We start from the raw sequence: 14,444 nt of genomic DNA on the forward strand, positions 1-14,444 counted from the left end.
CACCTTCCATACGCCGATTCAGGCACGGTTGCTCAACTTGTGCGCCCCAACCTACGTGTGCGTTACGTCTCCCCAAGAGGCGACCGGTGTTATTGCCATCCAACCGAACACCTGTGGCTACACTCGCCCACCATGTTGTGCGAGGCCGCCCCCACCCGTCCGCGGAAGAAGACGTCCAGCCGCTCACCATGCGCGAAGAGAGGAAGAGAGGCCCAGGGCGTCGCGAAGGGAGGCGATCTCTCTTGAAGGCCCGGCACAAGCAGTCCCGCGACCCGCGCGGCCACTGGCTGTTACTCCTTCTCGTCCTCCCCGTGGTGGCCGCGGTCCTGTTCTTCCAGGGCTGGACCAGCCACGAGGTCGACGCCGCGAAGACCCGCTCCCCGTGCACGTCGCCCGCACCGGACGCCGTCGCCCGGGGCGGACCTGTGGTGGGCATCAACGGCAACAGGGTCCAGACCGCCTCGATGCCCGCCCGCACCGTCGCCCTCACCTTCGACGGCGGCCCCAACCCCGTCTGGACCCCGCGCTTCCTCGACCTGCTGCGGCAGCACCGGGCACGTGCCACCTTCTTCCTCTTCGGCACCGAGGCCGCCCGTTACCCCGAGCTGGTGCGGCGGATCCGCGCCGAGGGCCATGAGATCGGCTCGAACACGTACACCGGCGCCGTCCTCGGCGAGTCGTCACCCACTCGCTTCTCGGCCGAACTCGACCTGACCGAGAGCGCGTTGGGGAGCACCGCGGGCCAACACCCCAAACTGCTGCGGCTGCCGCGGACCACCACACCGGACACGCTGTGCGGCCGCGAGTGGCAGGCGGCACAACAGGCCGCCACACGGGGCTACGTACTGGTCGCCGCCGACGCGGAGTCCCGCAAGGCGAGGCTGGGCCTGGTCCGGCAGTTCAGCCAGACGTCGCTCGCCTTCGGGGAGACCAAGAAGCTCCTGAACAACCGGAATGTGGACCGCTTCACCACCGTGTCGGACGGGATGAGGCTTGACCCGTACGAGCCCGCGTCCACCGCCGAGCGCTGGCAGGGCACCTTCCTGGTCTGGGTGACCAAGCTCGGGGACGCCTTCTCGAGCGCCATGACCTGGGTACTCGGCATCGCGGGCACCCTCGGGCTGCTGCGTCTCGCACTGCTCGCCCACTTCGCCCGGACCCATGTCCGCCGGCTCGAGAACTCCCGCCCCGGCGCGGCCTGGATGCCGGAGGTGACCGAACCGGTGACGGTGCTCGTGCCCGCGTACAACGAAGAGGCCGGCATCGAGTCCACCGTCCTCTCCCTGCTGGGCTCCACTCACGAGCAGCTGCAGATCATCGTGATCGACGACGGCTCGACGGACCGCACGGCGGACATCGCCGAGGGGATCGGCGACCCGCGCGTGCAGGTGATCCGCAAGCTGAACGAGGGCAAGGCGGCCGCCCTCAACACCGGGCTCGCGCACGCCCAGTACGACATCGTGGTCATGGTCGACGCCGACACCGTCTTCGAACCGGACGCCATCCGCCGGCTCGTCCAGCCGCTGGCGCACCCTGCCGTCGGCGCTGTCAGCGGCAACGCCAAGGTCGGCAACCGGCGCCGCCTGCTGGCCAAGTGGCAGCACCTGGAGTACTGCTTCGGCTTCAACCTCGACCGCCGGATGTTCGAGGTCCTGGAGTGCATGACCACGGTCCCCGGTGCCATCGGCGCCTACCGCAGGGACGCGCTGGTGAGCGTCGGCGGGGTCAGCGAGGACACCCTCGCCGAGGACACCGACCTCACGATGGCGCTGTGGCGGGCGGGCTGGCGGGTGCTCTACGAGGAGTCCGCCGTCGCCTGGACCGAAGTGCCCACCTCGCTGGGCCAGTTGTGGCGGCAGCGCTACCGCTGGTGCTACGGCACGATCCAGGCCATGTGGAAGCACCGCGGTGCCGTCCTGGACCGGGGAGTGTCCGGGCGCTTCGGCCGGCGCGGACTCACCTACATCGCGCTGTTCCAGGTCGCCCTTCCGCTGCTCGCCCCGGTCATCGACGTGTTCGCCCTGTACGCGGTGCTGTTCCTCGACTCCTGGCTGGCGGGCGCCGTGTGGTTCAGCTTCCTGGGCGCCCAACTGCTCTGTGCCTACTACGCGTTGAAGCTCGACGGCGAGAAGATACGAGCCCTGTGGTCGATGCCGTTCCAGCTCTTCGTGTACCGGCAGCTGACGTACCTGGTCGTCATCCAGTCCATGGTCGCCCTGCTGTTCGGCAGCCGGCTCAAATGGCATCGCATGCGGCGTTCCGGCTCGGCCGCTGAACAGATCGGTGGCGCTGACTCGTATAAGAGCCTGACCACGAGGTGAGCGAGATGGCGTGAGGACTGGACAGGCCGATGAGCGAGTGGACCGACCGTCTGCCGGATGACGGCCGGGGTGGCTGGGACGGGAGCGGCCAGCCAGATCCGGTGAGGGGCGGTACGGAGCGGGTGCCGGACAGCAACCCGGCCCCGCCCCCGTGGCGCACCGCGCCCCTGCCCGGTATGCCGTCGTCCACCGCCGCGGGCCGCACGGCCGCCGCGCACCAGCCCCACGGGCACCGCGCCAGATCCCGCAGAGGCAGGGTTCCCGACAGCGGCGGCAGACGCCCCAGGCGCCGCCCCACCCGGCGTAAGCGGACCGTGCGGCTGGCGATCCTCGCGCTCGCCGTAATGCTCGTCTCTCCGTTCGGCGCGTACGTGTGGGCCGACACCGAGCTCACCAAGGAGGTCGACCTGGGCGCGCTCCCGGACCGCCCCGCGCGGGGCAAGGGGACCAACTATCTGATCGTGGGCTCGGACAGCCGCGAGGGTCTGTCCGAGCAGGCCAGGCAGGATCTGCGGGCCGGCTCGACCGAGGGCCGCCGCACCGACTCGATGATCCTGCTGCACACCGGCGCGAACGGCACCACGATGATGAGCCTGCCACGCGACTCGTGGGTGAACCTCCCGTCGTTCGTCCGCCCCGAGAACGGCCAGAACTACCGCGGGCCGAACAAGCTGAACGCGTCGTTCTCCCTGGGCGGTCCCGAGCTGCTCGTGCAGACCATCGAGCGCAACACGGGCCTGCACATCGACCACTACGCGGAGATCGGCTTCGCGGGCTTCGTCGGGATCGTGGACGCGGTCGGCGGCGTCGACATGTGCCTGGACCGCGCCATCAAGGACAAGGACTCGGGCGCGAACCTGCAGAAGGGCTGCCAGACCCTGAACGGCGCCGAGGCGCTGGCGTTCGTACGGCAGCGCAAGCAGGAGGCCGAGGGCGACCTGGGCCGCACGCGGAACCAGCAGAAGTTCCTGGCCGCGCTCGCCAAGAAGGCGGTCGACCGTCAGACGCTCCTCAACCCGAGCAGGGTCCTGCCGACCGCCGACGCGGGCCTCGACACGCTCATCGTGGACAAGGACACGAGCCTGCCGGATCTCGTGACCCTGTTCCAGGCGATGCGCAAGGTCACGGCAGGCAATGGGCGCCAGATCAACGTCCCCGTCTCCGACCCCGCCTTCAGAACGCCCCAGGGCGCCGCCGTGAAGTGGGACATGCGCCAGGCACGGCAGCTCTTCGCGCAGCTGAGGGAGGACCGGCCGGTGACCATCAAACAGCAGGAGCAGTGAGCCACGCGGTCCGCTACAGGAACGGCGTACCGGCATCCAGCCCCGACAGGACCCGGCGTATAGCCTGACTCGTCTGCCGCTCTTTATTTCCGCAGGTCAGATGCCATGTCTTCTCGGTGAACAAACTGTCCGGGGCGAATCCGCACCCTTGGACGCCATGCAGTGTGCTGTCGCTGGTCAGGGCGGTGAAACGTTGAGGAGGCTTCCGGTGCGGTGGGCGATCGGCCGACGTGCTGTTCTGCCCGCCAGTCGGCCCGGTTCGTGATCCTGCTCAGCGGTGGGCGTTCGGCCTGCGATGGGGTGGCTGGTCCGGTGCCGGGCGGGGTTTCACGGGTGGGGTCTCCCGGCTGCGTGGTTCGTCCGGGACGAGGGTGAGTGGCTCGCCGTAGTGGTCGATCGTCAGCGGGGGACCGGACAGCAACGTGTACGTGGCCGCTGTCGCGTGCACTTCCACCCGCAGGCAGCGGTCCAGCACCTGGAGGTTGAAGGCGATCCGGCGCAGCCTCTCCGGCAGCCGGGGCGTGAATTCGAGCGTGTCCGCGCTCCGGCGCATGCCGCCGAATCCGGCGACCAGGGCCGTCCACGTCCCGGCGAGGGAGGCGATGTGCAGCCCGTCGCGGGTGTTGTTCTCCAGGTCGTCCAGATCCATCAGCGCCGCCTCCATCAAGTAGTCGTAGGCGAGGCCGAGATGACCGGTGCGGGCCGCGATGACCGCCTGGACGCAGGCCGACAGGGACGAGTCGCGGACGGTGAACGGCTCGTAGTAGGCGAAGTTGCGGGCCTGGTGCTCCTCGTCGAAGCAGTCCGTGCATGTGTACATCGCGAGCACCAGGTCCGCCTGCTTGACCACCTGCTTGCGGTAGAGGTCGAAGTAGGGGAAGTGCAGCATCAGCGGGTACTGGTCGGGCCGGGTCGCCGCGAAGTTCCAGTGCTGATGGCGGGTGAAGCCGGTGTGCTGTTCGTGCACACCGAGATCGGCGTTGTACGGGATGTGCACGGCCTCGGCGGCGTCCCGCCAGGCGGCGCTCTCCTCCTCGTCGACACCGAGCGCGGCGGCCTGCTCGGGGTGGTGCTCGATGATGTCGGCGGCCGCCAGCAGGTTCCTCCGGGCCATGAGGTTGGTGTACGTGTTGTCGTCGGTGATCGCGCTGTACTCGTCGGGGCCGGTCACGCCGTCGATGTGGAACGCTCCGTGCGCGTCGTGGTGGCCCAGCGACCTCCACAGCCTGGCCGTCTCGACGAGCAGTTCGACCGCGCTGTCGCGGGCGAACTGCTCGTCGCCGGTCATGGAGAGGTAGCGCACCACGGCATCGGCGATGTCGGCGTTGACGTGGAAGGCGGCGGTGCCGGCGGGCCAGTAAGCGGAGCCCTCCGAGCCGTCGATCGTGCGCCAGGGGAACGCCGCGCCCTGAAGGCCCAGTTGGGCCGCCCGTTCCCGCGCGGCGGGCAGCGTCGAGTGGCGCCAGCGCAGTGCCTCGGCCACGGCGCCCGGCGCGGTGTACGTCAGCAGGGGGAGAACGAACGTCTCCGTGTCCCAGAAGGCATGACCGTCGTATCCGGAGCCGGTCAGCCCCTTCGCCGGAATCGCACGCCGTTCCGCCCGCGCGCCGGCCTGCAGGACGTGGAAGAGCGCGAAGCGGACAGCTTGCTGGACTTCTTCGTCGCCGTCGACTTCGACGTCCGAGTGAGCCCAGAAGGCATCCAGGTAGGCCCGTTGATCGTCCACGAGTCCCGGCCAGCCGGTGTCGGTGGCCGCCGCCAGCGCCGCGTCCACCTGGTCGCTGACGGCAGGCAGGGATCGCATACTCGACCAGCCGTAGGCCACGAACTTCTCCAGGCGCAGCCGCTGCCCAGGGGCGAGAGCGGAGGTGACGGTGAGCCGGGCCATGTCGTCGCCGGACTCGCTGCTCGTCCGGGTCCGGTCGGGTCCGCCGACCGTGTGGTCGGCGGCGACGGCGACTCGCAGCCCGCTGCGCCGGGTCCGGTGTACGAGTCGCAGACGCCTGCCTGCCGCGAGGTGGTCCTCCGGCGCGAGCGGCGACTCGAGCACCGCCGCGGCGCGGGGGTCCTTCGCCGAGGTCGGCAGCTGCTCGTTGGCGACGAGTTCCGACTGGACCACGACGCGGACCGGGCTGTCGACGGCCTCGACCTCGAAGGCGATGGCGGCCATCGCCCGCTGGGTGAACGACACCAGCCGGGTGGAGCGCACCCGTACGGTGCGGCCGGCCGGGGAGGTCCATTCGCAGGTGCGCCGCAGTACACCCGCGCGCAGGTCCAGCACCCGCTCGTGGGACAGCAGCCGCCCGTAGCGCAGGTCGAAGGGCTCGTCGTCCACCAGCAGGCGGATGACCTTGCCGTTGGTCACGTTGATGACGGTCTGCCCCGACTCCGGATAGCCGTAGCCGGCCTCCGCATAAGGCAGCGGGTGGGTCTCGTGGACGCCGTTGAGATAGGAGCCGGGCAGTCCGTGCGGTTCGCCTTCGTCGAGGTTGCCGCGCCAGCCGACATGGCCGTTGGACAGCGCGAACACCGACTCGCTCTGCGGCAGTACGTCGAGATTCAGGACCTTCTCACGCAGGCACCAGGGCTCGACTCCATAGGACGCGTGCGTGATCATGCCTCGCCCCCCAGTTCCGAGAGGTCCTGGACGACCCGGTCCGCGCCGCGGGCGCGCAGGGCGTCGGCCTGACCGACTCGGTCCACACCGACGACGTAGCCGAAGTGACCGGAGCGCCCCGCGTCCATGCCGGCCAGCGCGTCCTCGAAGACCGCGGCCTGCGCCGGCTCGACGCCGAGGTCGCTCGCCGCGGCCAGGAACGTATCGGGCCGTGGTTTGCCCGGCAGGTGCCGCTCAGCGGCGACGACGCCGTCGATCCGTACGTCGAAGAGGGATTCCGCGCCGACCGCACGCAGCACGTCGCGGCAGTTGGCGCTGGAGGAGACCACGGCGGTGCGCCGGCCGTGGGCCCGTACGGCGTCGATGTAGCGCAAGGTGCCCTCGTACGCCTCGACACCACCGGTACGGATCTTCTCCAGCAGGAGGTCGTTCTTGCGGTTGCCCAGCCCGTGGACCGTCGGCCGGTCCGGGGGGTCGTCGGATCGGCCTTCCGGCAGTTCGATGCCTCGGGAGGCGAGGAAGGAACGTACGCCGTCGGCTCGCGGCTTGCCGTCCACGTACTCGTCGTATTCCCCGACCGGATCGAACGGACGGAAACCCTCGCCGTCCCGCCGCCGCAGGAACTCGTCGAAGGCCTCCTTCCAGGCAGCCGCATGGACGACGGCCGTCTTGGTGATGACCCCGTCCAGGTCGAACAGGCAGGCCTGGATATCGTCCGGCAGACCGAGCTTTGTCATACAGGAAACCTTCCCGGTGAGGCGCCGACCACAAGGTGACGCACAGAGGGTCGTTTTTGATCGCAGGTCAGTCATCTGCGCGCCGCAGCGGCCCCCACGCGCTGTCCTGTCGGGCGACCTCGGCGCGAGCCTCCTCGATCACCTTCGGGTCGATCCACCCCATCGGCTCGACGTCCTGAACCAGCGGCTCGTTGTCGGGCCCGCGGCCCTTCTCGCGCCCGAGCAGCACCCAGGGGCGCACTCCGGGGCCCTTCTCACGCGGAAGATGCGAGTAGTCGTGCAGACGGCGTGCCACCCACAGCTCGACGGGCCGGTCGTCCCACCACGGTTCGACGTCGAGAGGATTGGCGGACAGCCCCGGCATGTCCGTGCCCGTCAGATCGTCCCTGCTCTTCGCATCGCCGAGGTCCGTCTCGGGGCCGCGGGACCAGCGCACGTACAGGCCCTGGTGCCGTTCGACCAGACGGGCGATGTCCTGCAGTGTGTGCAGTACCGGCAGATCGCCCGAGGTGTTCATGCGGGTGGTCACTCCTTGCGGTCGGCTCCTCCGGCGGCCGGCCCATCGCTCCGAGGGCGTGTCGCGTGTCCTCCTCACTGCGCTCCGCTCCGTACGTCCAGCGGACGAGGTACCCGTGATCGGTGGGTGGAATCCGACCGGGGCGGAACCTGCTGACCGCGGCGTCGAAAGCCGCATTACGCCACGCTTGGCGGGGAGCCGCTCCCGGCCGGAAGCGGCCTGCATGACCGGCGTCAGGCCGGGGCAGCAGTGAACACGGACCTTGCCGCATGCGTGGCTGGGGCACATCTGGTCGCAGGCATCGGGACGGGTGGGAATCGTCGGTCGGTGAGCTGATCGAGGAGGGCAAGCCGCGGCTGCGCGGCTGGCTGCACGCCGGAATGGCACCTCTGGTGCTCGCCGCGGGCATCGTCCTGGTCGCCCTGGCGCCCGCGGGGGAGGCACGGGCCGCTGCCGCGGTCTACGCCGGCGGTGACGGAGCCAACCTCCGCAGAGCCCGGCGCAAGGTTGCGAAGATCCACGCCCGGATCGCCGACCGGCGCTGTGACCACCTGCACAAGCTGACCACTCGTCTCGTTCGTGAAAACCAAACGCTCGTGATCGAGGACCTGACCGTGCGCAACATGGTCAGGAACCGGAGCCTGGCCCGCGCCATTTCGGATGCCGCGTGGGCCGAGTTCCGCAGCCTGCTGGAGTACAGGGCCACCTGGTACGGGCGGGAAGTGATCGCCGTAGACCGGTTCTTCCCCTCCTCCAGGCTGTGCTCCGCCTGCGGCACCTTGCAGGAGAACATGCCGCTCAGCGTCCGTACGTGGACGTGCGACAGCTGTGGGACGGCCCATGACCGGGACGTGAACGCGGCGAAGAACCTTCTGGCCGCCGGGCTGGCGGCGTCTGTCTGTGGAGCCGGTGTAAGACCTCAACGGAGAATTCCGGGCGGGCAGTCGGCGACGAAGCAGAAAACCCCACGGCGCGAGCCGTGGGAATCCCCTCGTTCACAAGGGGAAGGAAGTCAACCGGTAGATCCCGGCCTCCGTCAGCGCCCCGACGACCTCACTCGTCACCCGCCTCTCCTGCTCGGTGCGCAGAGCCTGCTCGCGGATGAGGGGGCGTAACGCCCGTACGCGTTCGACGAGTTCGGCATCGCTGCGAGGTGCGGTGGGACGAGGGCTTAAGGACACAGCCATGGAAGACGACCTCCCGGCACGACGAATTCTCACCGTGACCCGGCGCGCCCGCTACTGTCAACGCCCCTTCCCGCAACGAGTGTTGGGGGGGTAGGCGAACCGTTACGCCAGCTCCTGGGCGCGGGCGATGAGCAGGGCCACGTCGTCGTGGTTGTCGGGGTGGTGCAGGGTGCGCAGGAGGAGGTCGCAGACCTCTTCCAGGGGGCGGGCGGGGTCGTCGAGGAGGCTCAGCAGCGTGTCGAGGCGTTTGTCGAGGGAATCTCGGCGCGTCTCGACGAGACCGTCGGTGTAGAACACGAGCTGGTCGCCGGGCTCGAGGTCGACGACGGTGGTCGAGAACGGGACGCCGCCCACGCCCAGCGGTACCCCGGTGGGCAGTTCGAGCAGCTTCGGGGGGTGGTCGCGTCGGACGAGGGCGGGCGGCAGGTGTCCGGCGTTGGCGAAACTGCACTGCCGCTCATGGGGGTCGTGGACGGCGTACACACAGGTGGCGATGTAGTGGTCCAGACCCGCGGTGATCTTGTCGAGATGCTCGAGGAGCCGGGCGGGATCGAGGTCCAGTGAGGCCAGAGTGCTCGTCGCCGTACGCAGCCGGCCCATGGTCGCGGCGGCGTTGATACCGCTGCCCATCACGTCACCCACGACGAGAGCGGTCTTGCCGCCGTCCAGGGGGATCACGTCGAACCAGTCGCCGCCGACCTCACCCGCGGCGCCCGCGGGCTGGTAACGGGAGGCGACCTCGAGCCCGGTCGTCTTGGGCGGATGGCTGGGCAGCAGGCTGCGCTGGAGGGTGACGGCGGTGTTGCGGGCGTTCTGGTACCAGCGGGCGTTGTCTATCTGCACCGCCGCACGGGCGGCCAGCTCCCGGGCGAGCAGCAGGTCGTCCTCGCTGAACGGCAGCGGATTGCGGGTCCGTTTGAGATCCAGGGCGCCGAGCACCTCACCGCGTGCGATCAGCGGGACCGCCAGATACGAGTGGACGCCCGCCCGCGCCAGGAGCGCGGCCGATTCCGGATCGCGGGCGATGCGGGCCAGGTCGGTGTCCTTCACCCGCGGCACCATGACCGGGCGGCCCGTCCGTACGCACTGGGTGACGAGCCGGTCCGAGTCGTAGCGGGTGAGCTGCCCGGCAGGGTCGGCCGCCTCGAGAGCTTCGCCGGCATGGTCCGCCTTGACGGCCAGCGCGCGGATCACCGCCGGCTGAGCGGGCCCGAGGTTGCTGGGGCGGCCCTCCATCACCGCGTCGAGCACGTCCACGGCCGCTATGTCGGCGAGTTCGGGCACGGCGACATCGGCCAACTCGCGGGCGGTGCGGTCTAGTTCCAGCGTGGTGCCGATACGGGTGGAGGCGTCGGCGATGACGGTCAGGCGCCGTCGCGCGGCCTCTCGCTCGATACCCGCCCGGTGCCGCTCGGTGACGTCCACGACCGACGTGGCCACGCCCAGCACCGTGCCGAGGGCGTCCTCCAGCCGGTAGAACGAGATGGACCAGGCGTGGTCCTCGTCCGGATCGGCCGGGGTGCGGCCGACGGTGTGCTGCTCGATGAGCGGGACGCCGGTTTCCAGCACCTGGCGCGCCGCGGCCTGAAGGGCGTCGGCATCGACGGACGGCAGGACCTCGGGGACCGTCCGGCCGATGTGCTCCTTCGCGGATACGCCGTTGATGCGCTCCAGTGCCGGGTTGACCGACACGTACCGCAGATCGGTGTCCAGGACGGCCAGGCCGATCGGCGACTGCGAGACGATCCGCGCGGACAGCGCCATGTCCCGCTCCAGTCGGCGCACGGTCGACTGGTCGGCGGCGAGACCGAGGGCGTAGACGGAACCGCGGTCGTCCAGCAGCCGCATGTTCCGGAACTCCACGAGGCGCGTGGTGCCGTCCTTGCGCCGCACGGGGAACGCTCCGGCCCAGCTCTCACCGGTGAGCATGACGTCGGTGAACAGCTTGATGACCAGCTCGGCGTGCTGCTCGCTGACCATCAGCCGGGCCGCGTACTCGCCGAGCGCCTCCTGCGCCGTGTAGCCGAACAGCTTCTCGGCCTGCGGGCTCCACAGCACGACGCGCCCCTTGGTGTCCAGCACCACCGAGGCCACGCCGAGCACATCGAGCAGCCCGCTCGGCTGCACCGGGCCGCGAACGGGCTCGTCACCCTCGGTCACGGGAAATCCGGCTGCGCTCATCCCTCGCACCGCCTTCGATCCACGCGGCACACTGTTCCACGCGCCGACTTCCCCTGTCTTGTCGCGGTCACCCTGCCCTCCGGTGTCACCTTCGTCTTTCTCCACCATCCCTCAACACGGCACCGGCTGTCCGGCGAAGACGCCGGGAGGACAGGGGGAGATCACGGCAGGGCCGACGACGCCTCGTAGCAGATCACCGCATACGTCACGATCCGGCGCCGCGGGGGAGTTCGGCTTCGGCAGCATCGAGATCCGGCCACGCGGAGTTTCACTTCTGGAGCGACAGGACCTTCTCGCGGCCTCGGGCTCTGCCGCGTCCCGACGCCGTACCGGACACGGCGAGAACGGACAGCAGGACCAGTGCGCAGGCCGGGCCGAGTACGGTCCAGGGCGCCAGTTCCACGTACGGCTGGTTCTCCGACAGAAGGCGGCCCCACTCCGGCGTGGGCGGCTGCTCGCCCAGACCGAGGAAGCCGAGCGAGGCCAGTACGAGGACCGTGGTGGGCAGCCGCAGCAGGGCGTTGCGCAGGACGGAGGGCAGGACCGCGGGTAGCAGGTGGCGGCGCAGCAGGTACCGGCGGTCGGCGCCGAACGAGATCGCCGCGAGCATGTGACCGCTCGCCCGTTCCTGTTCGAGCAGCGCGGCGGTCTGGGCGGCGTAGGGGCTCCAGCCGACCAGGCACACGGCGAGCGCGGCACCCCACACCGACGGCCCGGTCACCGCGGTCGTCAGCAGTCCGGCGAGGACGGCCGGCAGCGTCGACACCACTTCCGTCAGGCCCGCGCCCACCCGTGCCGCCATGCCGAGCAGCAGCCCGAGGGCGGTGCTGACCGCCGTCACCGCGAAAGCCACACCCGCCGTACGCAGCGCCCCGTGCCCCAGCCGGGCCAGCAGATCACGACCGAGCGAGTCCGTGCCCAGCGGGTGCGCGGCCGAGGGCGGCAGCAGTCGGGCCGCCGTGTCCACGTGCAGGGGATCACGCAGCAGCCCGGCCACGACCAGGGTGAGCAGGGCGACGGCACAGAAGCCGGCGACCCAGCGCGTGGAGCGTCGCCGCGGGAGAGCCGGCGCGTGCAGGGTGGGCAGCGCGCCGTCCCGTAGGGCGGGGCCGAGGAGAGCGCGGCGCAACGCCTGGATCAGCAGACCCGCGACGACGCCGAGCAGGACGAGGACCAGCGTCGCGGTCTGCAGCGGCGGGAGGTCCTGGGCCGTGGCGGCGTCCAGGGCGAGCCGGCCGAGTCCGGGAATGTTGAAGATCTTCTCCACCGCGACCGCGCCGCCCACCAGGGCCACGACGGTCGGCAGGAGCTGCGGGAGCACACCGGCCAGCGTGCGCCGCAGCGCGTGCCGGGCGATATGGCCGGACCGGAAACCGTACGCGTGCCAGGTCCGCGCCCAGGGCTCGTTGAAGGCGGCGGGCAGCGACTGGTCGAGGAGACCGCCGATCATCGCCCCGGACGGCACGCCGAGGGCGAGCGCGGGCAGCACCATCGACCGCGGTCCCTCCCAGCCCTGGGACGGGAACCAGCCGAGCCACACCCCGCACACGGTGGCGAGCAGCGAGGCGAGCAGGAACTTGGGCAGCGCGGCGAGGACGGCGGCCCCGGTGCCCGCCCGCCCCTGCCGCAGCCGTCGCCGGGATCCGAGGTGCAGGGTGCGCGCGCAGAGCAGCGCGGCCACCGCGATCGTCACCACGAGGGCGCCGAGCATCAGCGTGACGGAGACCGCGAAGGCGGTGCTCACCTGGGGCAGGACCGGTTCGCCCGACACCCAGGAGGTGCCTGCGTCGCCGCGCGGCAGCCCGCCGAGCCAGTGCGCGAGATGCGTGAACGGCCCCTCGTCCAGGCCCAGTTGCTCCCGTATGGCGGCCAGTTGTGCGGGGGTCGGGTCCTGGTCGGCGGAGCGGGCCCGCAGAACCGTCAGCGCGGGGTCGTTCCCGGACAGCCAGGGCAGCAGGGCGACGGCCGTCAGCAGCGCGGTGCCGGCGACGACACGGCCGGCCCCCGCGCGCCACCGGGCCGGGCGTGCATCGGCGCCGACCGGCGTGACGCTCATCCGCCGCTACTTCACACGCGTGTCGACGTCGACCAGGGAGCGCTCGCGGGGGTCGAGGAGCACGCCCTCGACGTCGGTGGCGATGCCCTGTACGACCTTCTCGTGGACCAGCGGCACGACGGCGTCGGTGCGCAGGATCTCCGCCTCGGCCCGCATGATCTTCTGCTGCCGCCGTTCCGTGTCGTCTTCCCCGGCGGCGGACTTGATGGCCTGGTCGACCTTCGAGTCCTTCAGGCCCGCGATGTTGTAGACGCCGTCGCCGGTGTAGTCGCTCGCGAGGTACGCGACCGCGTCGCCGGTGTCCAGCAGCGTCACCCGGGAGAAGACGAGCGCGTCGTACTCGCCCTTGAGGAGGTCGGCCTCCATCTGCGTGTACTCGCGTACGTCCTGCTTCACGGTGAACCCGGCCTTCTCCAGCTGCTGTTGGAGCACGGTCGCGGCTTCGGGGAGTTCGGCGCGGTTGGTGTAGGTGGCCAGGCGCAGCGTCCTGCCCTTGGTCTTCGACTCGACCTGGGCGGTGGTCGCGGCCTCGGCGCGGCCGGTCACCTCGACGCGGTCGTCGGCAGCCCAGGAGACTGCGGGCCCGAACAGGCCCTGCGCGGGGTCGGCGTACCCGCCGAAGACCGAGTCGACGAGGGCGCCGCCGTCCACGGCCTCGCGGGCCGCCGCCCGCAGCGCCGCGTCGGTGAAGAGGCCGCTTCCGGTGTTGAGAACCAGGCTGTCGGTCCGCACGGAGGGCACTTCGTGACGGGTGTCCTTGTCCAGGAGCTTCGCCTGGGCGGTGGGGATCCACTCGGCGATGTCGACGTCGCCGCCGCGCAGGGCGCCCGCGCGAGCGGTGCCGTCGGCGATCCAGGTCACGTCGACGCCGGGCGCTTTGGCCTTGCCGCCCCAGTAGCCGTCGAAGCGGTCGAGCGCGGCCTTGGACTTCCCGGTGAGCTTCGTGATCTCGAAGGGGCCGGTTCCGGTGCCGACCGGGCTGACGGTGCCGTCCTTCGCGTACGCCTTCGGGGCGAGGATGCCCAGCGCGGGGCTGGCGAGCCGCAGCGGGAGCACCGGGTCGGCGACCTTGGTGGTGATCGTGACGGTGTCGGCGTCCTCGGCCTTCGCGGTGAGGGTCACGTCGCTGAGTACACGAGGCTTGGGCTCGGCCTTGCCTGCCTGGTCGAGCGCGCCCACGACGGTCTCGGCGGTGACCTCGGTGCCGTCCTGGAACGTGGCCTTGCGCAGCTCGAAGGCCCAGGTGGTGGCGTTCTTCTGCGTCCAGGACTTCGCCAGCGCGGGCGCGGCGGCTCCATCCTTGCCCAGCGCGATGAGGCCTTCGGCCACGGAGAGCTTGCTCAGTACGGTGGCGTCATTGCTGTACGGGGACAGGGCTTGCACCGGCGGCACCGCGAGGGCGACCCTCAGACGGCCGCCCGATGCCCCCTCACCATTGGTGGCCGAGCCGCTGTCCGACACGAAACAGCCGGTCAGCAACGGGGTGAGAGCAAGCGCCGCGAAGAGGCCGCGGGAGGGGGTGCGCATGGTGGGTCCTGTCGTGCG

8 protein-coding genes and 1 pseudogene are annotated in these 14,444 nt (G+C 70.6%); 3 read left to right on the forward strand and 6 right to left on the reverse strand.

All coding sequences use genetic code 11. The features are described from left to right. The first annotated feature begins 188 nt into the window (after positions 1-188). Positions 189-2,321: a bifunctional polysaccharide deacetylase/glycosyltransferase family 2 protein gene (locus OP79_RS10840; RefSeq protein ID WP_078491711.1), complete on the forward strand. Its 2,133-nt coding sequence runs from the start codon at positions 189-191 to the stop codon at positions 2,319-2,321. 29 nt (positions 2,322-2,350) lie between these two features. Next, a complete protein-coding gene (locus OP79_RS10845) occupies positions 2,351-3,604 on the forward strand; it encodes an LCP family protein (protein ID WP_033319831.1) in 1,254 nt (417 codons plus the stop codon). 271 nt (positions 3,605-3,875) lie between these two features. Here the strand turns inward: OP79_RS10845 and OP79_RS10850 are convergent, their stop codons facing one another. The 3 genes from OP79_RS10850 to OP79_RS10860 all read right to left on the reverse strand — a co-directional run bounded on the left by OP79_RS10850 (position 3,876) and on the right by OP79_RS10860 (position 7,475). Further along, positions 3,876-6,221 carry a glycoside hydrolase family 65 protein gene (locus OP79_RS10850; protein ID WP_033319832.1) on the reverse strand — a complete coding sequence of 782 codons (2,346 nt, stop codon included), beginning with the start codon at positions 6,219-6,221 and terminating at the stop codon, positions 3,876-3,878. Further along, on the reverse strand, positions 6,218-6,958 hold the full coding sequence (locus tag OP79_RS10855; RefSeq protein ID WP_033319833.1) for an HAD family hydrolase: 741 nt from the start codon (positions 6,956-6,958) through the stop codon (positions 6,218-6,220). The genes OP79_RS10850 and OP79_RS10855 overlap by 4 nt, the downstream gene beginning before the upstream one ends. A gap of 67 nt (positions 6,959-7,025) precedes the next feature. After that, positions 7,026-7,475, reverse strand: coding sequence for a DUF6098 family protein (locus tag OP79_RS10860; protein WP_033319834.1), 450 nt, complete (start codon positions 7,473-7,475; stop codon positions 7,026-7,028). 461 nt (positions 7,476-7,936) lie between these two features. On the opposite strand from OP79_RS10860, the pseudogene OP79_RS10865 reads away from it, so the two are divergent. After that, positions 7,937-8,455 (forward strand): annotated as a pseudogene (locus OP79_RS10865) (RNA-guided endonuclease TnpB family protein); the annotation flags it as partial. Positions 8,456-8,764: 309 nt separating this feature from the next. On the opposite strand, the gene OP79_RS10870 reads toward OP79_RS10865, so the two are convergent. The 3 genes from OP79_RS10870 to OP79_RS10880 form a co-directional block, all read right to left on the reverse strand. Continuing rightward, positions 8,765-10,843 carry a SpoIIE family protein phosphatase gene (locus tag OP79_RS10870; RefSeq protein WP_106972356.1) on the reverse strand — a complete coding sequence of 693 codons (2,079 nt, stop codon included), beginning with the start codon at positions 10,841-10,843 and terminating at the stop codon, positions 8,765-8,767. A gap of 268 nt (positions 10,844-11,111) precedes the next feature. Next, positions 11,112-12,899 carry an ABC transporter permease subunit gene (locus OP79_RS10875; RefSeq protein WP_033319835.1) on the reverse strand — a complete coding sequence of 596 codons (1,788 nt, stop codon included), beginning with the start codon at positions 12,897-12,899 and terminating at the stop codon, positions 11,112-11,114. A 6-nt stretch (positions 12,900-12,905) separates the two neighbouring features. Continuing rightward, entirely contained in the window at positions 12,906-14,426 is a 1,521-nt protein-coding gene (locus OP79_RS10880; RefSeq protein WP_033319836.1) for an ABC transporter substrate-binding protein, read from the reverse strand. Positions 14,427-14,444 lie beyond the last annotated feature (18 nt).

Source organism: Streptomyces yerevanensis, assembly GCF_000716805.1.
GTDB classification, from domain to species: Bacteria; Actinomycetota; Actinomycetes; order Streptomycetales; family Streptomycetaceae; genus Streptomyces; species Streptomyces flaveus.